General features: G+C 32.7%; 19 protein-coding genes. 1 reads left to right on the top strand and 18 read right to left on the bottom strand.

Annotated elements, in window-relative coordinates; genetic code table 11:
- Positions 1-105: 105 nt before the first annotated feature.
- Positions 106-897 carry a TIGR00282 family metallophosphoesterase gene (locus HMPREF2586_RS09195; protein ID WP_046208609.1) on the bottom strand — a complete coding sequence of 264 codons (792 nt, stop codon included), beginning with the start codon at positions 895-897 and terminating at the stop codon, positions 106-108.
- Between the two features lie 166 nt (positions 898-1,063).
- Between HMPREF2586_RS09195 and HMPREF2586_RS09190 the strand changes: the two genes are divergently transcribed.
- Positions 1,064-1,279 (top strand): hypothetical protein, encoded by a 216-nt coding sequence (locus HMPREF2586_RS09190; RefSeq protein WP_046208610.1) that lies wholly within the window; start codon positions 1,064-1,066, stop codon positions 1,277-1,279.
- Positions 1,280-1,682: 403 nt separating this feature from the next.
- On the opposite strand, the gene rny is transcribed toward HMPREF2586_RS09190, so the two are convergent.
- The 17 genes from rny to rbfA all read right to left on the bottom strand — a co-directional run bounded on the left by rny (position 1,683) and on the right by rbfA (position 22,016).
- Positions 1,683-3,242 carry a ribonuclease Y gene (gene rny, locus HMPREF2586_RS09185; protein WP_070812722.1) on the bottom strand — a complete coding sequence of 520 codons (1,560 nt, stop codon included), beginning with the start codon at positions 3,240-3,242 and terminating at the stop codon, positions 1,683-1,685.
- 331 nt (positions 3,243-3,573) lie between these two features.
- Positions 3,574-4,629, bottom strand: coding sequence for a recombinase RecA (gene recA / locus HMPREF2586_RS09180; RefSeq protein WP_046208611.1), 1,056 nt, complete (start codon positions 4,627-4,629; stop codon positions 3,574-3,576).
- Between the two features lie 166 nt (positions 4,630-4,795).
- Complete coding sequence (locus tag HMPREF2586_RS09175; protein WP_070658447.1) at positions 4,796-5,947, bottom strand: CinA family nicotinamide mononucleotide deamidase-related protein; 1,152 nt, start codon at positions 5,945-5,947, stop codon at positions 4,796-4,798.
- Between the two features lie 226 nt (positions 5,948-6,173).
- Positions 6,174-6,752, bottom strand: coding sequence for a CDP-diacylglycerol--glycerol-3-phosphate 3-phosphatidyltransferase (gene pgsA, locus HMPREF2586_RS09170; RefSeq protein WP_046208613.1), 579 nt, complete (start codon positions 6,750-6,752; stop codon positions 6,174-6,176).
- 54 nt (positions 6,753-6,806) lie between these two features.
- Positions 6,807-7,199, bottom strand: coding sequence for a helix-turn-helix domain-containing protein (locus tag HMPREF2586_RS09165; RefSeq protein ID WP_080937823.1), 393 nt, complete (start codon positions 7,197-7,199; stop codon positions 6,807-6,809).
- A gap of 31 nt (positions 7,200-7,230) precedes the next feature.
- Complete coding sequence (locus HMPREF2586_RS09160) at positions 7,231-8,061, bottom strand: DUF3388 domain-containing protein (RefSeq protein WP_046208615.1); 831 nt, start codon at positions 8,059-8,061, stop codon at positions 7,231-7,233.
- 191 nt (positions 8,062-8,252) lie between these two features.
- Positions 8,253-8,957 (bottom strand): elongation factor P 5-aminopentanone reductase, encoded by a 705-nt coding sequence (gene ymfI, locus HMPREF2586_RS09155; RefSeq protein WP_046208616.1) that lies wholly within the window; start codon positions 8,955-8,957, stop codon positions 8,253-8,255.
- Positions 8,958-8,960: 3 nt separating this feature from the next.
- A complete protein-coding gene (gene yfmH, locus HMPREF2586_RS09150; protein WP_070037850.1) occupies positions 8,961-10,247 on the bottom strand; it encodes an EF-P 5-aminopentanol modification-associated protein YfmH in 1,287 nt (428 codons plus the stop codon).
- Entirely contained in the window at positions 10,247-11,536 is a 1,290-nt protein-coding gene (gene yfmF, locus HMPREF2586_RS09145) for an EF-P 5-aminopentanol modification-associated protein YfmF (RefSeq protein ID WP_070658445.1), read from the bottom strand. The genes yfmH and yfmF overlap by 1 nt, the downstream gene beginning before the upstream one ends.
- A gap of 10 nt (positions 11,537-11,546) precedes the next feature.
- Positions 11,547-12,260 carry a GntR family transcriptional regulator gene (locus tag HMPREF2586_RS09140; protein WP_070812721.1) on the bottom strand — a complete coding sequence of 238 codons (714 nt, stop codon included), beginning with the start codon at positions 12,258-12,260 and terminating at the stop codon, positions 11,547-11,549.
- A gap of 2 nt (positions 12,261-12,262) precedes the next feature.
- Positions 12,263-14,695, bottom strand: a complete 2,433-nt coding sequence (locus HMPREF2586_RS09135; protein ID WP_046208732.1) for an FtsK/SpoIIIE family DNA translocase — start codon at positions 14,693-14,695, stop codon at positions 12,263-12,265.
- A gap of 280 nt (positions 14,696-14,975) precedes the next feature.
- On the bottom strand, positions 14,976-16,649 hold the full coding sequence (gene rnjB / locus HMPREF2586_RS09130; protein ID WP_046208620.1) for a ribonuclease J2: 1,674 nt from the start codon (positions 16,647-16,649) through the stop codon (positions 14,976-14,978).
- 352 nt (positions 16,650-17,001) lie between these two features.
- A complete protein-coding gene (gene pnp / locus HMPREF2586_RS09125) occupies positions 17,002-19,110 on the bottom strand; it encodes a polyribonucleotide nucleotidyltransferase (RefSeq protein WP_070812720.1) in 2,109 nt (702 codons plus the stop codon).
- Between the two features lie 155 nt (positions 19,111-19,265).
- A complete protein-coding gene (rpsO, locus tag HMPREF2586_RS09120; RefSeq protein WP_019468698.1) occupies positions 19,266-19,535 on the bottom strand; it encodes a 30S ribosomal protein S15 in 270 nt (89 codons plus the stop codon).
- Positions 19,536-19,642: 107 nt separating this feature from the next.
- Positions 19,643-20,614: a bifunctional riboflavin kinase/FAD synthetase gene (locus HMPREF2586_RS09115; RefSeq protein ID WP_046208622.1), complete on the bottom strand. Its 972-nt coding sequence runs from the start codon at positions 20,612-20,614 to the stop codon at positions 19,643-19,645.
- A 13-nt stretch (positions 20,615-20,627) separates the two neighbouring features.
- Positions 20,628-21,545 (bottom strand): tRNA pseudouridine(55) synthase TruB, encoded by a 918-nt coding sequence (gene truB, locus HMPREF2586_RS09110; RefSeq protein WP_070037860.1) that lies wholly within the window; start codon positions 21,543-21,545, stop codon positions 20,628-20,630.
- A gap of 126 nt (positions 21,546-21,671) precedes the next feature.
- Positions 21,672-22,016, bottom strand: a complete 345-nt coding sequence (gene rbfA / locus HMPREF2586_RS09105) for a 30S ribosome-binding factor RbfA (protein ID WP_019468695.1) — start codon at positions 22,014-22,016, stop codon at positions 21,672-21,674.
- Positions 22,017-22,234: the final 218 nt, after the last annotated feature.

The following is a 22,234-nucleotide window of genomic DNA, read 5'->3' as shown; positions in this document are numbered from 1 at the left end:
CTAGCCTCCTAGTGGTTATAATAATTCATATTTCATCATACCAAAACAAACCACGCTTTTACTATGAAAAGAGCGGTTTATTTTAAAATTCATACTAATGGACGATTATTTAAAAGGATGGTCATCATTGATAAGAATACGTTCGATACGTTTTGTTTTACCATCTTTGTTTAAATCTATAATCACACCTGATAATACACTACGACCTTCATCAGGAACAACATGTCTTTGTGGTAAACTTGTGATAAAACGCGTAATCACCTCTTCACGATTAATACCAAGAATACCATCATAGTATCCTGTCATACCTACATCTGTAATATATCCTGTGCCTCCAGGTAATATTCTTTCATCTGAAGTTTGGATATGTGTATGTGTGCCGACAACAGCACTAACTCTATTATCTAAATACCATCCCATTGCATTTTTTTCTGAAGTCGTCTCAGCATGAAAGTCAACAAAGATATAATCTGTTTCTTTTTTTGCTTCAGTTACTAACGCATCAGCTTTTTTAAACGGATCATCAATATCTTGCATAAATGCTCGTCCCTGTAAATTAATGATAGCCAATTTGATTTCGTTAATTTGAATGTAGCGCATACCAACACCAGGTGCTTCATCTGGAAAATTGGCAGGGCGAACCATGCGATTGGCATTTTCTATAAAATCATAAATTTGTCGTTGACCATATGTATGATTACCCATTGTCATAAAATCAACGCCTTCTCTTAATAAAGATTTGTATATTTTTTCAGTCAAACCTTTACCATGTGCTGCATTTTCTGCATTTACGATTGTAACCGTAGGTTTATAAGTTTGTTTCAACTTGGGCAAATAGTTTGAAATAGCTTCTCTACCTATTTTACCAACAATATCCCCAATAAATAAAATTCTCATTTACGTGTCATCCTCTCTTACTGTTAGTTTAATTGAAATTAGCGATGATGAAAAGGCTCTTTAATAAATATTCATAAACATTACTTTGTTTTAAATTTATGATTGGTGGTAATATTTATATTATAGTTATGTATCATTTCAAAAAAATAGGAGTTGTATGTAAGATATGTCAATTAATATTGATCCACAACATTTTGCTGATTTAGTTGTTTCTGCAAACCCTTCAAATAGTGACAATCCGGAGGAGATTGCTAAAGATAGCTTGGAGTTATATATCAATGCTTATAGACTTGCTGAAAGATATGCCAATATCTCCACAAATTGTTATGACACTGCCGAAGTAATTAAAGAATTAAGTAAAGTAGATTTAGAATTAAAATAACTTAACGTAATTCACAGTAATAAAAGAGACTGAAGTATAGTGTTTAGTTTCAAAACAAAGGAGTCTGGGGAACATTATTGTTCATCCTAGACTCCTTTATTTTTTTCCAGATTTCTAACCTAGTCTTTTGAATTAAAGCATGTACGAGTGTGATTGTGCTGTAATATGGTTTACATAATCCGATCTTGCAATAGCTCTCACAAATAAATCATTCTATCCAATCCAAGTGTCAGCTGTTACGAGTGAAATATGTTAAATCGAAAAAGGGTGAAGTTAACCACAATGTATTTTTACTTTAACTATACTTCTTAATAATATCGGTTTTACAAACTAAAAATAACTGCTAGTAAAATTTTACATCTCTACTAGCAGTTATTCCGTAACTTAATTAAGTTCTTATTTATTATTTTGCGTATTCAATTGCTCTAGTCTCACGAACAACTGTCACTTTTATATGGCCAGGATATTGAAGTTCATCTTCAATCTGACTCTTAATATCTCTTGCTAAGCGGTGTGACTTTAAGTCGTCGATAGTTTCTGGTGATACGATAACTCGAATTTCTCTACCAGCTTGGATTGCAAATGCTTTTTCAACACCATCATAACTTTCTGAGAGTGTTTCTAGTCTTTCTAACCTTCTAATATAATTTTCTAGGGTCTCTTTACGAGCACCTGGTCTTGCAGCTGATAGTGCATCTGCTGCTGCAACTAATATAGAAATAATAGAAGTTGGTTCTACATCACCGTGATGTGAATGTATAGCATTTAATACTGTTTCACTTTCAGCGTATTTTTTAGCTAATTCTACACCAATTTCAACGTGACTGCCTTCAACTTCATGGTCGATAGCTTTACCAACATCATGAAGTAGTCCAGCACGTTTGGCCAATGTAACATCTTCTCCTAATTCAGCCGCTAACATGCCGCTTAAATGGGCAACCTCTATAGAATGTTTTAACACATTTTGACCATAGCTAGTACGATATTGTAAACGACCTAGAATTTTAACTAAATCTGGATGCATATTATGCACATTAATTTCAAATGTTGCTTGTTCACCAGCATCTCTTATAATATCGTCAACTTCTTTTCGAGCTTTTTCAACCATATCTTCAATTCTTCCAGGATGGATACGTCCATCTGAAACAAGATTTACTAATGCAGTTCTTGCAATTTCGCGTCTAATTGGGTCAAAACCTGATAGAATAACTGCTTCTGGTGTATCATCTATAATTAAATCAATACCAGTTAACGTTTCTAACGTTCTTATATTTCTACCTTCTCTACCAATAATTCGACCTTTCATTTCGTCATTTGGTAAATTAACAACTGATACTGTAGATTCTGAAGTATGCTCTGCAGCTAACCGTTGTACAGTAGTTGCTAATAATTCTTTTGCATTTTTATCGACTGCTTCTTTTGCTTCTTTCTCTTTTTCCTTAACAAGTATTGCAATATCATGTGACAATTCTTCCTCGACTCTTTGAAGTTGTTCGTTAGCAGCTTCTTCTTGAGTGAGACCAGAGATGCGTTCTAATTCTTGTTCATGCTTATTTATTAATGACTGAACACTACTCTCTTTTGCATCTAATTGTTGTTGTCGTTCTTCAAGTTTAGACTCTTTTTGCTCTAAAATCTCATCCTTTTTATCTAAAAGATCAGATTTTCGCTCTAAGTTTTCTTCTTTTTGAAGAAGTCGTGCTTCTTGCCTTTGAAGATCACCGCGTCTTTCACGAAGTTCATTTTCACTTTGCTCTTTTAAGATTTGATTCTCTTCTTTAGCTTCAAGGAGCTTTTCCTTCTTAATATTCTCTGCTTCTTTATTACCATGTTCGATAATATCTTCTGCAGTTTGTCTTGCTTGTAATTGCTTTTGATGCAATATATTTCGGGCAATAATATACCCTACAACAACTCCGAGAATAATACCTAGCAAAATGAGTAGGAGGTTTAATAAATTCACACAAACACCCCCTTTTTCTAGGATTTTGCTCTGTATATCAAATTCAATATGATTATATGAAGTTATATAAGAATCATACAATGTAATTGTACGGTTTCAAACTAAGAAGTGTCAAGGTGTGCAACTACATTAATTAAATATTTGAATAGCTTCTTTTACATTAAAATAGTTACAGTTACTGCTATTGCTTATTTCTTGTTGTTTTTTCATCATAAAAAATTTTTATTTAATAATTTTGAACCTATATGCAATCACAAAAAAATAAGTATGTATTTATAAATACATACTTATTTTATAAGGAAAACTATTATATTTTAATTTAAATTATAAGTTACTCATCTTTTTCATCAAAAAGTGTAGCTGGTGCATCTTCTTCCTCTTTTTCATCTACGTCACCATCAAAAATACCAAGTTTTTCTCGCAATTTCTGATCGATTTCTTGTTTAACTTTTGGATTTTCTTTTAAATATAATTTAACGTTTTCTTTACCTTGACCCATACGCTCACCATTATATGAATACCAAGCACCCGATTTATTAACGATTTCATTTTCTACACCAAGGTCTATGAGCTCTCCTTCTTTAGAGATACCTTTTCCGTACATCATATCAACTTCAGCCACTCTAAATGGAGGTGCTACTTTGTTTTTTACCACTTTGATTTTTGTTCTGTTACCAACAATTTCTTGACCTTGTTTCAACTGTTCAGCACGACGAACTTCTAAACGTACAGAACTATAGAATTTTAATGCACGTCCACCTGGTGTCGTTTCAGGATTACCAAACATAACGCCAACTTTTTCACGAATTTGGTTTATAAATACAGCAGTTGTATTTGATTTAGAAATAGCACCAGACAATTTACGTAATGCTTGTGACATTAAACGTGCTTGTAAACCGACATGTGTATCGCCCATTTCGCCTTCAATTTCAGCCTTCGGTGTTAACGCAGCTACTGAGTCGACAACGACGATATCAACCGCACCACTTCTAACAAATGCTTCAGCGATTTCTAAACCTTGCTCACCATGATCTGGTTGAGATAAGTATAAGTTTTGAATATCAACACCTAATGCTTCTGCATAAACAGGGTCTAAAGCATGTTCAGCATCAATAAATGCAGCGATACCACCATTTTTTTGTACCTCGGCTATGGCATGTAATGCAACTGTTGTTTTACCAGAACTTTCTGGCCCATATATTTCTATGATTCTACCTTTAGGGTAACCACCAACTCCTAATGCGTTATCTAGTGTTACCGAACCACTTGATACACTAGAAACTTTACGTGCTTCATTATCACCAAGTTTCATTACTGCACCTTTACCAAATGATTTTTCCATATTTTTAATTACTGTATCTAAAGCTTTTTGACGATCATTATCCAAAACACTGGACCTCCTAAATGAGATTTATCTCTGAAAAATATCTTAACCATACTATACATTGATTTAAAGTATTCTGCAAGCATTTTGCGAATATTTGTTCGCTACTAATAGAACAATTCTTCACAAAAAGGGAACGTACGTACTAATCATTGTTTGTTTTGAATTATTAATTTTTTTCTCTAAAGTAGTTTAATAATCTAATCAATGAATAGTTTTGTGATCTTTTTTTAATTAAATTTCTATTCTTCGTCATTTTAAATGATTTAATGGTTAGGCATTCGTTTTCTAAAATACCTAAGTATACTGTACCATTTTCATGTAATAATGAAATACCAATTTCAGCATTATACAAATCTTTGACGATACGGCATGAAATTAGTAATTGATGCTCCATATCCTCTTTAGAATTTATAAACTGTTGGTGATGGGGTAACATACCAAATAGCTTATTTGAATAATCATGATCTTTCATTCTAGAATATAATTCGCCATCTGTTACACCATCATAGATTGCAAATGATTGTTTCATATGTGCTAAAAAGGATGATTCTATGGAATTATCATCTGACCCGTAATAATATTTACCTATACGTGACAGGATTTCTTTTTTTACTGGTGCTATTAGTGCTTCACACTCTTGTTTAGAGTTACCATTCGCCGTCAGTCTTATATTAACTTCATGCGTACCAGCTAATGGTGCAATAGTAGGATTTGTTTGATTATCTATCAAATCAATTAAAATAGTTTCAACTTTAGATTCACCTATCCCTGCAAAACGCAATAATTCTGAAAAAATAATACCTTCTCCAGTTAAAAAATATGGTAATAAGCCATCTTTTGCCATCGGTTGCATTTCTTTAGGTGGACCAGGCAATAGAGCGATGTGTTTATCGTTATATTCAATCAGCATACCTGGTGCCATACCTACTTTATTTTCTAAAACTGTTGCGCCTTCAATGACTAGTGCTTGTTGTTTATTGTTCGGAGTCATTTCAACATTTTGATCTTTAAAATAATGCTCAATATACATCAATGACTTTTCATCCGTTACTAAATTGCGATCTAATATTTGAGCTACCGTATGCTTTGTTAAATCATCTTTAGTAGGTCCTAATCCACCAGTAAGAATAACAGCATCATATTGTTCCAATGATGAATGTATTGCTCTTTCAAGTCTATTAGGATTATCTCCTACTACAGTGTGTTCTACAACACTATGTCCTATATCATTAAATAATTTTGATAGATATTGACCATTGGTATTTGCAATTTGACCCAGCAATAATTCAGATCCAACTGCTATAATTGATATATTCACACTTTCCCCTCCTTGTCCGAAAGAAAAATTTCGCTATTTAATTTGTTAAACTTATTATTTATATTATAAATCCAATTCTATTTAAAAACTAAAATTTCGTTTGAAGATTATTCTGTCTTAATGAATAACGATTCTGTATCAAGATATACTATTTTAACAAAAAAACTGGAAAGGTGCTTAAAAACACTTTCCAGTTGAATTCATGTTTGCCAGAACCAAACTCATATTATTTAGCCTTAAATACATCTCTACCTTTATAAAAGTATTCAATACCAGATAGAATCGTAAAGAATACCCCTATGTATAATAGCACCTGACCTATTGGAAAACCAATCCATGTAGCTAATGGGTCGCCTAGTAAAATCCATACTAACGCAATCATCGTAACCGCCGTTTTAATTTTACCTAATTGGCCTGCTGCGCTTACAAAACCTTGTTCGATTTGTAATAAACGTAACCCTGTAACCGCAAATTCACGTGCAATAATAATAATCGCAACCCATGAGTTTGTTAACCCAATTTCAACAAGAGCAATCAAAGCACTTGAAACGAGTAATTTATCTGCTAATGGGTCTAAAAATTTACCCATATTTGTAACAAGCTGCCATTTTCTTGCTAAGTAACCATCTGCAAAGTCACTTAACGAAGCAACAATAAAGATAATACCACTAATCAATAATTCAATTCTAATTTCATATCCACCAATAAAAGTTACATTACCAAAACCAAAATCTACTAAAGCGAATAATAGAAATACTGGAATTAATATAACTCTAAAGACAGTTATCCAATTCGGAATATTCATTTCAAATCCTCATTTCTATATATATAACTTACAACAAAACTACAATAACATTTTTTATAAAAATAATACCGCTAATATCCACAGTATGGCAGTGATAATAATCACTAGACTTATTACTACTGCTAACTGCAGAGGTTCTTTGTTTTTACTACGATAAGTAGGTTGATGATCTGAAGAAAAAGCATCAATCGTTTCTTTCAAATTGTTATCATGATTAGGAATTTCATCTCTATGTGCATGAATAAGCTGTTCAGCATCAATATTTACAGCCTTTGCATATTTGCGAATAAAACCTTCTACATAATCTGCATTTTTAAGGGACTCAAAATCATTATTTTCAATGAGTGTTAAAGCTTGGCGTTTGATTTCTGTTCGGTTTTCTAATTCTGTTAATGTCATACCTAATCTTTCGCGACGTCCTTTTAAAGTTTGACCAACTAAACTCACGATGTTAGTCCTCCTCATCCATTATCTTTTACTATTCAAAAAATCCAAAACCACCACCGAAAACATCGTCACCGAAATCAAGATTATTTTTACTTTTTACGGTATGTTTTTTCATTTCTTCATAATGGATTTCTTGATTTTTATTTTCTCTTAGCTCAATGATATAATCAAAATCACTCATCTCATAATCACTAGTTTCCACAAATAAATCTGGATGTTCTACAACTTTAATCGCTGGTAAGCTCATAACTTCTTTCACTAATTCTTGATGTTTTTGGTTAGATTCTCTGGCTGTAACCGCACCATCAATAATATAGACATGATCAGAATCATACTCACCTTTGATGAGCGAACTACGAACAGTTTGTTTAATTAGCGTAGAACTAATAAATAGCCAACGCTTATGGGCACAGACACTACCAGCAACAATCGATTCAGTTTTACCTACTCTAGGCATACCTCTAATACCGATTAATTTATGCCCTTTTTCTTTAAATAATTCGGCCATAAAATCTACTAATAAACCTAAATCTTCTCTTTCAAAACGAAATGTTTTTTTATCAGCAGCATCTTGTTCTATGTATCTACCATGTCGTACAGCCAATCGATCTCGTAATTCTGGTTTACGCAATTTAGTAATAGAGATGTCATCAATTTCACTAACGATATTTTCAAATCTACTAACTTTTTCAAGGTTATCTGATTTAATTAATAGACCTCTTCTGCCTTCGTCAATGCCATTTATTGTAACAATACTAATACCCATCATACCTAATAAACTGGAAACGTCACCTAATAATCCAGCTCTGTTCATTGTAATTTCATATTCTAAATACCATTCTTTTTTTGTAGCAACTGTCATGGCATATACACCCCTTAGTTTATAAATCGCAACAATGCGCTTTGACTAAAATCTATCACATTTTCAGTTATTTATTTAATGAAAAAAGCATAGTACCACATAAATAATTTAAAAAGTAATGTAATGAATGATATTGATATTATATCATTGAATGATTCACAGGTGGTTTATTTTTTCTATTATTTCAAAAATTATAAATACCAAGCACCATTCACTTTTTGTATTGTACCAGTGACACTTTTGGCTAATGGATTACAAAGATAACTACAAGTATGGGCAACTTCTTCTGGTTCAATAAATCTTTGTTGTGGTAAATCTTGAGATAAAGTTTCAAGATCATTTTCTCCCCAAGCTTTTAACATATTACCACTTACAAAACCAGGTGCGATCGCGTTCACAGTGACTGAAGTCAATGATAATTCTTGACTCAGTGCTTTTACGAAGCCAATTTGAGCTGACTTCATCGCCGAGTAGACTGTTTCCATACTCGCACCTGTTTCTCCCCATATTGATGAAATAACTATAATCCGCCCATTTTGACTTTGTCGTAACTGATCTACAAAATATCTACACATTCTAATGAATTGGCGTACGTGAATTTGATAATGCTCATCAATCATTGCATCCGTCATATCTTGCAACTGACCATACAATGCAGTGCCACTCGCATAAATAAGACAATCTAAATTTTTTATAAAATGAAAATATTGGTTAAAATCATCTACGTTGCGCAAATCACATTGTACCAATTGCACTGAACTATGGTTGAACTGAAACTTTAATTTATTGATATCTGTATTATTATAATGAACGATGACTTCATACCCATCAGATAATAAGCGATTAACGATTGCAGAACCAATTGACCCTGAGCCACCTATAACTAAAGCTTTCATTGTTTATTTCATCTCCAAACGACTATCTACAATTTGGGATAAATTCAAACTCGATTGTGCCGTTTCATTTACGCTTTCCAATGTAATACTTTCAACAATATCTAATAGATCAAATAAACTTACACCTTCAAAATAAAGTTTTGTATATTGGTTCGCAATATATTCAGGCGAATTCAAACCAGATATAAACTCACCAATAAATTGCTTTTTCAATAAATTAAATGCTTCTGTATCAGTTAAATTGCCCTGTTTTGCTTCGAGTTCATCCAACAATAATTTTTTTAACTTATCTGGTTGTTGAGTCGCACTGGTAATCATGGAAAAACTATATGTAGGCTCTAATACAAATTGATACCCAAATGTTTCATCTATCAACTCTTCATTAAGTAACATTTGATAAAAGTCAGTTTCTTCACCAAATAGTAATTCAAAAAACAAAGTCATTTCTAAATCTTTTTTTACCAATAATCTATCTGGCACATCAGTTAATGGCATATTTTTAAAGCCAAGCATAATTCGAGGTGATTGCAATTTCATCTTTTCAGTGACTACTTTTTCTTTTACACTATCCTGTTCTTTTAAAGAATCCCTAACTATTCGAGGTTGATTCGTTTTATCTCTTTGATTTTCATGGTCAGCAACAACATTGTAAATATGGTCTACATCTACATCTCCAACAACAAATAAAACCATATTAGAAGGATGATAAAATGTTTCATAGCATAGGTATAAATCTTCTTTAGTTATTTCATAAATACTTTCTACACTACCAGCTATATCTACACGAATTGGATGTGATTCATACATAGCTCTTAATGTATTAAACATTAATTTATATCCAGGTTGCTCTTGATACATTTTTATTTCTTCAGCTATAATACCTTTTTCTTTATCTACAGATGCTTCGGTAAAGTATGGTGTTTCAACCATGGTTAACAAGCGTTTTATATTGCTTTCAATATTATCTGTTGCACTAAACAAATAACTTGTTCGGTCAAAACTAGTAAAGGCATTTACTTGTGCATTATCTTCTGCAAATGCAGTAAACAAGTCTTCTTCCTCATTTTCAAATAGTTTATGTTCTAAAAAGTGCGCTACACCATCTGGTACAGTAACAAAATCTTCACTGCCATGTGGTTTAAATTTACGGTCTAAGGAACCAAATTGAGTTGTATATGTAACAAATGTTTTCTGAAAGCCAGTTTTAGGTATAACAAATAATTTCAATCCATTGTTTAACTCAGCTTCAAATACATTTTCATCTATTTGCTTATAGTATGTGCTTTGCATTAATAATTACCCCCTTTCGTTAAAACATAGATTGTATTGAGTTCTATATTTTTTGCTAAATCTATGATTTCAGCATGATCCACATCTTGAATGTGTTTAATGTACGCTTCCTCTGATATATCATGTTCTAATAGAATATTATTATTTAATATCTCTATGATACGTTTAGGACGGTCATATGACTCTTGACGCTGTGAAATAATAATCTTTTTAGCAAGTTCTAATTTTTCTTCGCTAAATTGACCTTGCTGGAACTTTTCAAATTCCGCAATAATTGTATCTTTCGCTACTTCATATTTGTCAGATGAAACACCACTAAGAACAAACATAAAACCATTTTTTGCATCTATTTGGGAATGAATTGAATATGCTAAACTTTGTTTTTCTCGTACTTCGTTAAACAAAACGGAAGATGGATCTCCGCCAAACATAGTATTAAAAACAACACTGGCAAAATATTGTTTATCTCCAAATTGTACAGGCAATTTAAATCCTATATTTAATTTAGCTTGATCCACTTCATCTGTTTCAATAATTTCTTGTGGCACTTTATCTGCTTGTGGCACTGGCGTCGCATGAGATTGTTTGAATTGGAATGGTTTTATATCAAAATAAGTTTTGATTTGAGATTTTACTTCTTGTTCATCTACATTACCCACGACATAAACAGCACAATAGTCGTTGTGTAGCATAGATTGATATGTATGATATAAATTTTCAGGTGAAATATCTGCTATGTAATCTACTTGTCCTGAAGCTAGGTGACGATATGGTTGTTCACCAAACATATATTTCAATAAATTTAAAAAAGATATTTGAGATTTATTATCAACCATTGCTTCTAATTTTTTAGTTAATAAAGCTTTTTCCTGTGAAACGAAGTTTTCGTCAAAACGATCATTAACAACTAAAGGATTCCAAATCATTTCTCTCAACAAATCTAAACCTTCTTCAAATAATGGGGTTTGATCAGTAAGATAGCGTTCATTCACTAATTCCAATGATATTGTGATGACATGTTTGTCTTTAAATTTTGAGACAAAGCTATTAACATACGCGCCATACAATTCTGAAAGATGACGGTTAAACGCCTTGTCTGTTGGCCATTTTTTTGTAGCACGCACGAGTAACTTACTGAGAATTGATCGAGCTGTCATGGTTTCACTATCTAATGGTGCCATAAATTTTAAAGTAATTGTGGTCGTTTTGAACTTTGTTGTTGGTAACACATTAATATGCAAATTATTTTGTTGTTCATTAATTTTCAAATTGTCAAACCTCACTTTCATAATTTTGTTATTATATACTATTTCTAACCGTTTTAAATTTTACTAAACTACTTTTGAAATAATTAAAAGAATAAAGTATTGGTTGATCATTTTTATCATAATGAATTAATTTCAATAACATAAGTCCCTCATGCGGCGAAGCATCTAAAACATCCGAAATATGTGGTTCATAACCAATAGCTTCAATCTCAGTTTCTGCATATGCCACTTTTTTCGAAGCATAATATTCCAAAGCATTTAACAAAGATTCATCACTATTTTGATACTCTGCACATGTTAAATCTTCAGCTGGTAGCTTATCCAAACAATAAACAACTGGCATGCGGTCAGCCATTCTCACACGTTCAATAATTGTCACCAACGCCTTTTCAGGAAGATTTAATCTTTTAGCATCTAAAGAGGTCGCAGGTTTTTCGTCTAAATTTATAAATTCTGTACTCGCATGATACCCTTGATCTTCTATCATTTTACTAATACTAACCAACTCATCTAATGGATAGAAGAATGGGTGCAGCTTTTTAACACTTGCACCTTCTTCTAAATTATTAGATAGCACTTGCTCAGTAATTAGTTCATCAACTGCATCGTATACTTCATCTGTTTTAACATTTAATTTTCTAGCAACCGCAAGATTACTAGGTAAAGCATCTCCCGGTTTCAATCCTCTCGTACTTATCTCTTGAATCAGCCATTCTTTTACTTTATAAACAGAAGTTAATTCCATATTTACACCTCATCACTATCTAAATCCACAAGTATTTGTCTAGGTTTACTACCTTTTTGTGGTCCAATCACTTGATTACGTTCTAAATCATCCATCAATCTAGAAGCACGGTTGTAACCAATTCTAAATTGTCTTTGCAATAACGATGTACTTGCCTTTTGTTGTTCAATTACAAATAAATACGCTTCATCATATAAGGCATCTTCACTCTTCATTTCTGATTTTTCAACTGGGGCATCAGGTTCCATTTCTTTTACATAATTCGCTTTTTGTTGCTCTACGACATAATTTACGATGTCTTGAACCTCTTGGTCACTTAAAAACGCACCTTGAACTCTTGTTCTAGTTGATCCACCATTAGCTACATAAAGCATATCACCTTTACCAAGTAATTTATCTGCTCCGCCACTATCAATGATTGTTCTAGAATCAGTTTGTGAACTCACAGCAAAGGCAATTCTAGACGGAATATTATTTTTGATTAAACCAGTAATTACATCAACGGATGGACGTTGTGTTGCGATTATTAAGTGAATACCAGCAGCACGTGCCATTTGTGTAATTCTTTGAATTGCGTTTTCTACTTCTTTACCAGCAACCATCATTAAATCTGCTAACTCATCTACAATCACGACAATATATGGTAATTCTGATTGCTTTTCATCTAACGCTTCATTTTGTTTTCTAATCGCTTCATTATAACCTTCAATATTTCTAGTAGAAGAATGTTGAAACAAGTCATACCTTCTTTCCATTTCTGCAACTACTTTTTCCAAAGCTTGTGATGCTTTATGAGGATTGGTTACAACAGGTATGAGCAAATGAGGGATGCCATTGTATACGTTTAATTCTACCATTTTCGGATCAATTAACATAAGTTTAACTTCATGTGGCTTTGCATTTAATAGGATACTTGTAATAATACCATTGATACAAACAGATTTCCCGCTTCCTGTAGAACCTGCTACAAGTAAATGAGGCATTTTGTTAAGTTCTACTGTGATTGGGTCACCTGAAATATCTCTACCTAGTCCTACTTCTAATTTATTCGAAGCTGGAAATTTTTCATCTAACACTTCTTTTAAAGAAACAAGTGAAATCTTATCATTTGGTACTTCTATACCAACAGCAGATCGGCCAGGTATTGGTGCTTCGATACGTATGTCCTTAGCTGCTAATGCTAACGCAATATCATTATGAAGATTAACAATCTTACTTACTTTAACACCTTGAGCGGGTTGTATTTCATATTGTGTCACTGCTGGACCTATTTTAATTTGAGTGACTTTAGCATCTACACCAAAGTTTTTTAAAGTGTTTTCTAACAACTGCCCTTTTTTCTGCACTTCAGCTTTAGAAGTTGATTTCTGTTTAGCTGGCTGTTTCAATAACGTTAATGGCGGTATTTTATAGGCTTCGTTTTCTACTTCTCCTGCCTCAGATATAGAATTTGAAGCTGCATCTTCATCATATGCTTCACTTTCTTCTAATTCGTTTAAAGGTTGCTCTGTAATTCCATTATCTTCTTGATTCATTTGCTGCGCCGCACTTTGATTATTTTGATCAAAAACACGTTTAGACCTTTTATTTTGAGGTTGTGCTTGTTGAATATCTTCATCTTTATAATCGTTATGACCATAAATCGGAATTGATTGTTGCTCAGTCGTGTTGCTGCTAATCTCAGGTAAATCAGTGACATCTTTAACGTTATTTTGAGATTGTGATTGCTCAGCTGCTTTTTCAGCTTTTCTTTCTGCTTTTATACGTGCTTTAGCATCTTTCTTAATTTTATTTTCTTTGCGACGCTCTTTAAGATTTGCAGAAGCATCCTGACTTTTTATTTTCATTTTTTCAAAAGCAACTTTAGATACATCTCTATGTCTTTGTTTTGTCAATAAGATAAAACTAGAAGCGATTAATAATATCGTTACAATAATAACTCCGACAATTGAAATAAGAGGTATCAATAATGCCAATAAGTAATGTCCAAATAAGCCTCCACCAAAATTTGGAAATGTCGTATGTTCATAAGATTTATAAACATATGATAGCACAGGCTCTCTGAGCGATTGTGCTCTATGCATGAAATAGTATACTATTTGAGTCACAAGTAACAATGCAATTTGTAAAACAAATGCGCCAGTGGTACGTCTTGTCTTTGGTAACGCTTTATAATAAGTAATGAATACAGTACTAATCAAGATTAATATATAAGTTAAATACCTACTTGTACCAAATAAGTAATTGAAGAAACTATCTATCATGGTGCCTATAATACCCAATTGAAAAACACCAAGGATGATAGCAATAAAAATCACTATCGCAATAATATATCTTAAAGGACTATCACTTTTCTTTTTTTTATTATTTGCGGTTTTCTTTTTCGTATTCGATGTTTTTTTCTTTGTTGTTGAGCTCTTTCTTGTTTGTGCCAACATTCACACCTTCTTTTCAACTCTGTTTTTTCAATATGTATATGAACCATAAATGTGTATTTTAATTACAAGTGAAAATACACATAATAAATATGCTTTTAAATACTATAAAATCATTTTATTACATACTTATAATAACATAAAAGAGGTAAGACATTATTCGCTCCAGTATATTTAAAGGTTGTATATAATTTGTTTAGATATAACATATATACAATGTACTTTTAAATAACTTTACCAAAGCGTCTGTCTTAACCTCTTTATTTTAGAATAGAAATTATTAAATTTCAGAAATTACCGGAATAATCATCGGACGGCGTTTTGTATTTTCAAAAAGTAGTTTGCTTACTTGATCACGCATATTTTGCTTGATTTCTGACCATTCAATACGTTTTTCTTGTAAACCTAATTCAACGATTTCACGTACTTTTTCTTCAGCTTCATTTAATAAAGCCTCACTTTCCCTTACGTAAACAAAACCACGTGATTGAATTTCTGGACCAGCAGCAATTCTACGATTCTTAGGGTCTAGCGTTACGACTGCGATAAAAATACCATCTTCAGCAAGTAAATGACGGTCACGTAATACGATGTTACCAACATCACCTACACCTATACCATCAATGAGCACATTGCCAGAATTAACTTTCTCATTTAAAATCATTTCTTCGCCATCGTAGTTTACTACATCGCCTTTTTCCACTAAGAATATTTTTTCTGGTTGGACGCCTGCCTCATTAGCTAACTTGGCATGGGCAATTTGCATTTTAAATTCACCATTTACTGGGATGAAATACTCAGGTTTCATGATATTAATCATCATTTTTAACTCTTCCATACAACCATGACTTGATGTATGAATTTTTTTACTGTTTGGAATGATTTCTGCGCCTGCTCGAACGAGTTCATTTAACGTATTTCCAACAATCACTTCCATATTAGCAGATGCAGTAATTGCTAAGAAGACGGAATCTCCTTCTTCAATATTCATGATTTTATGTTTCTTTTGAGCCATTTGACTTAAAGCTTCAACAGGTTCTCCTTGCATACCAGTAGCAATGATAATCACTTCGTTTTTGGGATAATTTTCCACTTCATTAATTGGTATTAGTAGATCCTTAGAAATATCAAAATAGCCAAGCTTTCTAGCGATATTAAACGAACTTTCTAACGAACGACCTAGAAAAGACACTTTTCTATTTAACCTTTGTGCAATGTTTAAAACTTGTTGAATACGAATAAAATTAGATGCATAACATGAAACGATTAATCTACCTTTCACCTTTGTAAACGCATCATACATATGAGATTCTATCACGTTTTCAGGTGTATTATAACCTGGTTTTTCTGCTTCAGTAGAATCACTGATTAACGCAAACACACCATCTTGTCCAATTTCAGTCATCTTTTTCAAATCTGGTGCATAATGACCTTGTAAACTTTGATCGAATTTGAATTCTCCAGTGTAAACAATCGCACCATATGAAGTGTGTATACAAACACCTAAACTATCTGGAATACTATGAGTAGTATTAAAGAATGTGACATTAACACCCTTAAAGCGCATAATTGATTCATTATTAACAGTATAATATCTAACTTTCTTATTAACATTGCGCGCCTTCATATTTTCCTTGATTAATGCAATTGTTAATTTCGATCCATAAACAGGCGCATCAACTTGTTCAAGCACATAAGTTACAGCTCCTATCGCATGCTCATGCCCGTGCGTTAGGAATATACCTTTTAATCTCTCTTTATTTTCTATCACATATTGAATATCAGGAATAACAATATCTACACCTAACATTTCATCTTCTGGAAACATCAGTCCCGCATCTAACATAAACATTTCATCGTCTACTTCAACGATATACATATTTTTCGCAATTTCCCCAACGCCTCCGAGAGGGATAATACGAATATTTTTATTTTTTTTCTTAATTAAACTCAAAATGTTACCTCCTATTTAAATTACCCGTCCATATATAAACTCATAGTTTATTATAAGTGAAAATAGGCCTTATGTACACTATTAAAGTAGTTCTTTAGTTGTTTTAAAATATATCATTGGAGGATTTGTATTTATGTAAAAATTTTTCTCAGGAGCGTAATGTCGTATTAATCGCACTTTTTAATGTGCATTTTCAAATATGTATTTAACTTTTGACTTAATATTTTTTATTAGACTAGCTCAAACATTAAAAAAAGAAACCAGTGAACTGACTTGAACTTTTCTACAATAGAATTAAAGTAATTCTATTGTAAGCAGTTCTCATCATTTTACCAGTCTCTAGCAATAAACATTATTTAGAATGATTAGATAGTAATGCTTTATGCGAAGCATTTACTCTACCTTGTTTATCAATTTCTGTAACTTTAATTTTAAATGTGTCTCCTACTTTCAACACATCTTCTACTTTATCAATGCGCTCATTAGCAATTTGCGAAATGTGTACAAGTGCGTCTTTACCTGGGAATAATTCAACAAAGGCACCATATTTTTCAATACGTTTAACTGTACCATTGTATACCTCTCCAACTACCGCTTCTCGTGTGATTTCGTCTATGATACTACGTGCTTTTTCAATCGCATCATTATCTACTGCACCAATAAATATCGTTCCATCTTGTTCGATATCTAATTTAACACCCGTTTCATCAATGATTTCATTGATTTTTTTACCACCAGGACCAATGACATCTCTAATTTTTTCAGGTTTAATAGACATCGTAACAACCTTAGGTGCAAAAGCACTAAGTTCACTACGTGGCGTATCAATTGTTTTTAACATATGATCTAATATGGCTAAACGACCTTCTCGAGCCTGTTCAAGCGCTTCTTTAATAATTTCTTTAGTTAAACCATCAATTTTGATATCCATTTGTATAGCTGTAATACCTTCCGATGTACCTGCTACTTTAAAGTCCATGTCTCCAAGCGCATCTTCCATGCCCTGTATATCTGTTAAAATCGTATAACTATCGTCACGTGTCACTAATCCCATGGCAATACCCGCAACTGGGGCTTTGATTGGAACACCTGCGTCCATCAACGCTAGTGTGGACCCGCAAATAGAAGCTTGTGATGATGAACCGTTTGATTCTAATACTTCACTCACTATTCTCACAGTATATGGGAAATCTTTAACGTCTGGAATGATGTGGCTAAGCGCACGTTCTCCCAACGCACCATGTCCAATTTCACGTCGACCAGGTGAACGAACTGGACCAGTTTCACCAACTGAATAATTTGGGAAATTATAGTGATGCATAAAACGTTTTTGTTCTTCTTCACCAAGACCATCTAAGATTTGGTATTCACTCATTGACCCTAATGTTAATACTGAAAGTGCTTGAGTTTGTCCTCTTGTGAATAAACCTGAACCATGTGCTCTTGGTAAAATACCTACTTCAGATTCTAATGGACGAATTTCATCTGTTTTACGACCATCTGGTCTAATTTTTTCTTCTGCAATGAGACGTCTAACTTCTTCTTTAACCAAGTCATCTAATATACTGTAGACCTCTTTGATTAATGCTTCATTTTCGTCATCATTTTCATCAACAAATTCTGATGCAACCTTCTCTTTAAGTTCATCTAAATTAATATCTCTTTGTTGCTTGTCAAATGTTAATACGGCCTCTTTCAAACCATATGATTCAGTTAATGATTTTACATTGGCAACCAGTGATTCATCTTTTTCAACAGGAATAAATGCTTTTTTCTCTGGTTGAATATGGTCGATAATTTCTTCTTGGAAGCTAACTAGACGTTGAATTTCTTGATGTCCAAAGAAAATCGCTTCAAGCATTTCATTTTCTGTAATTTCACTTGCACCAGCTTCTACCATATTCACCGCATCTTTATGACCAGCTACTTCTAAATCGAGTCTAGATACTTCTTTTTGTGCAACGGTAGGATTAATCACATATTCACCATCTATATAACCAACGTTTACACCTGCTATTGGACCTTGAAAAGGTATGTCAGAAACACTTAATGCCATTGACGAACCTATCATTGCTGCCATTTCAGGAGAGCAATCTGGATCAGCACTCAATACTGTATTCATAATTTGAACGTCATATCTGTAACCTTTAGGGAACAGTGGTCGAATGGGTCTATCAATTAAACGTGCAGTTAACGTGGCTTCATCACTTGGACGTCCTTCGCGTTTTTTAAAACCACCAGGTATTTTACCTGCAGCATACATTTTTTCTTCATAGTTAACCATTAATGGGAAAAAGTCACCATCTCGTGGTTCTTTTGATGCTACTGCAGTAGATAAAACGACTGTATCACCATATCTAACAAGTACTGCACCGTTTGCTTGTTTGGCTAATTGTCCCGTTTCAATCGTTAAAGATCTATTTGCCCACTCGGTTTTGAAAACTTTTTTTTCTTGAGACATTACGAATCTCCTCTCATTTATCTGTTAATCCTATCATATCATTTATTAATAAAGATTTATATTAGTATATAGTTTAATGTATAATTATAAATGCAAAAATTATAAAAAAGGGAAAGACCCCAAAGGTTCTTTCCCGATAAATATACGTCTAAAGATTAACGACGGATACCTAATGATTTAATTAATTCACGGTAACGTTGAATATCTTTGCTACGTAAGTAGTTTAATAGGTGTCTACGACGACCTACCATTTTCAATAATCCACGACGTGAATGGTGGTCTTTCGTGTGTTCACGTAAGTGAGTGTTTAATGCAGTGATTTCTGCAGTTAACACAGCGATTTGTACTTCTGGAGAACCAGTGTCCGCTTCGTGTGTGCGATATTCTTTAATTAATTCATTTTTACGTTCTTGTGAAATTGCCATAGTCAATTTCCTCCTTTTTATTTTTATGCGCCTTTATCCGAGCAAAACGTCGGAGTCTCGAACTGCCAAGATAAAGGTGCCTAGTATGTGTGTTTAACACATCAGACTTAAATATTATATGATATTTCGTCACCAAAATCAACAGAAAGTAAATATTTCGCTTTTTCTTTATCTTTATTCATTTGTTCAACCAAAGGATCTATACCATCAAATTTAACTTCTGGTCTTAAATAATGATGCCAATAAACGATAACACGCTCACCATATATGTTTTCATGAAAGTCAAACAGGTTAACTTCTATTACAACTTGCGCTTTAGACGGATCATGAAATGTGGGTTTGACGCCAACATTGGCAGCTCCACGATAAACTTTATCATCTGCACCTATTTTCATACTCACAGCATAAACACCATTTTTAGGCAAAACGTAATCTCCACTTGGCTCTACATTCGCAGTGGGAAAGCCAATTGTTCTCCCACGTTTTTCGCCTTGTACAACCATACCTTTAATTCGATATCGATATCCAAGTTCATCGTTAGCTTTTTGTAAGTCTCCTGTTTTGAGTGATTTTCTAATATCTGTTGTAGAAATTTTTTCCGATTCGAGCTCTTGTTTACTCACGATAGTCGTATTAAATTCCGTCATTTCATCTAAAATCATCATGTTGCCTTTTCCAAATTTGCCGAAAGTGAAGTCAAATCCTGCAACCACTTCTTTTACATGATTATTAATGATATATTCTCGTATAAATTCTTCAGCACTTACATTGGCGAATTTAGATGAAAAATTAATAACGATACAATAATCAATACCATATGATTCTAATATTTCTATTTTATCTTGAATCGGTGTTAAGTAATCTGTACGTTTAAGTTCAGGGTTTAAAACAACAGAAGGATGTGGATCAAATGTCATTACAGCTTTCTTTAAATTCGATGCCTCTGCCTTTTTTTCTAAAGTATCAAATACCTCTGCATGTCCCTTATGCATGCCATCAAAAAAACCAAAAGCCATTGCTACATCTTCTGATATATACTGATTTTCTTGAATCGGGTGAGTTACTTCAATTACTTTCATGGTTATTTCTCCTTTAGTTAAATACCTTCTTTGGTTTTATTTCATATGGTTTATCAGGATGTGGTGTGTAAATTGCTAATGCCTTATTTTCTTTTGTGTCAAACATCACAACCAACGTGTTAATAGAATGATCAAATTCATTCTTACTAAACTTTTGACCATTCAATATTTTATTTTTCTGATTTTCGTTTGAAATATTGACTTTTTTCAAACCTCTCAAACCATATTCTATCGGAAAAAGATTTTCTTGTAATGTTTCGTGCTCATGTAGTGATTGTACATGTTCGATTGAAAGGCTATCTTCAATATCAAACCCACCGCTTTGTATTCTTGTTAACTTTGACATATGTGCTGGTATATCAAGCATCTTCCCTATATCTGTTGCCAACGTTCTAATATAAGTACCTTTACCACACTTTACTCTGATATCAAATTGACAACCTCGATTTTCAAATCTTAAATCAGACGCTCGTTTAATATCGTAAATCTCAACTTCTCTTGAAGGCCTTTCGACTGTTTCATTTTTCCTTGCATATTCATAAAGCTTTTTACCATTCACCTTTACTGATGAATACATTGGAGGAATTTGCGTAATGACACCTTCAAAACGTGCTATTGCGCTATCAATCTGCGCCTCTATAAGTGTATTTTCCTCAATGTGCTTTTTTTCTAAAATTTCACCTGTCTGATCTTCTGTAGTTGTACTAAACCCTAAATATACAGTTGCAAAATAAGTCTTTCCCATTTCCATAATATAATCGCTTACCTTTGTTGCTGAACCTATACATATGGGTAATACACCTGATACTTCAGGATCTAATGTACCAGTGTGTCCAACCTTTTTTGTTTTTAAAATCTTCCTTAATTTAAATACAACATCATGGCTTGTTAAACCACGTTCTTTATAAACAGGTAAAATACCGTTATACATTTTAATGTCACCTTCAATCGTCCTTTTAATATCATTCCTTATTTATATTAACACGTCTCAATAAATAAATGGTTATAAAAAAGCTGAAACAAATATCTCAATGGGTATTTGTTTCAGCTTTTAAAATTAATCATTTTTGTGTAAATCTTGAATCATCTTTTCAATTTTATTACCGTAGTCTATCGATTCATCGTATTCAAATTTTAAATCTGGAACAATTCTTAAGCGCATTCTTGAACCAATTTCAGATTTTATAAAACCTTTCGCTTTCTCTAAACCTTTAAACGTATCATCAATTTGTTTATCATTTCCAAGTACAGTTAAATAAATTGTTGCAATAGATAAATCATTCGTCAATTGAACTTCTGTTATTGTTAGGAAACCAATTCTAGGGTCCTTGACTTTATTATTAACAATATCCATAATTTCTTGTTTCATTTGTTCGCCAACACGTTCAGCTCTCATATTCATATTATATTTCACCTCACAAATATCATTCATACATGTATATTTATCTTACTTAAAGATTATATGACAGTTCATTTCACAACGTCAAACAAACTTCCTTCTTTTTTACGTTTAAAAATTTAATTACAAATTCATTATAACTCAAAAAGGTAATAGCTCTGAAACAATTAAACATGATTTCATAACAGTTAGGCACAATTATATTTCCAAAGTGTTATAAA

Source organism: Staphylococcus sp. HMSC034G07 (assembly GCF_001835975.1).
Lineage (GTDB): Bacteria > Bacillota > Bacilli > Staphylococcales > Staphylococcaceae > Staphylococcus > Staphylococcus ureilyticus.
Note: the sequence above shows the minus strand (reverse complement) of the source record. Positions and strands in the feature narration are given on the sequence as shown.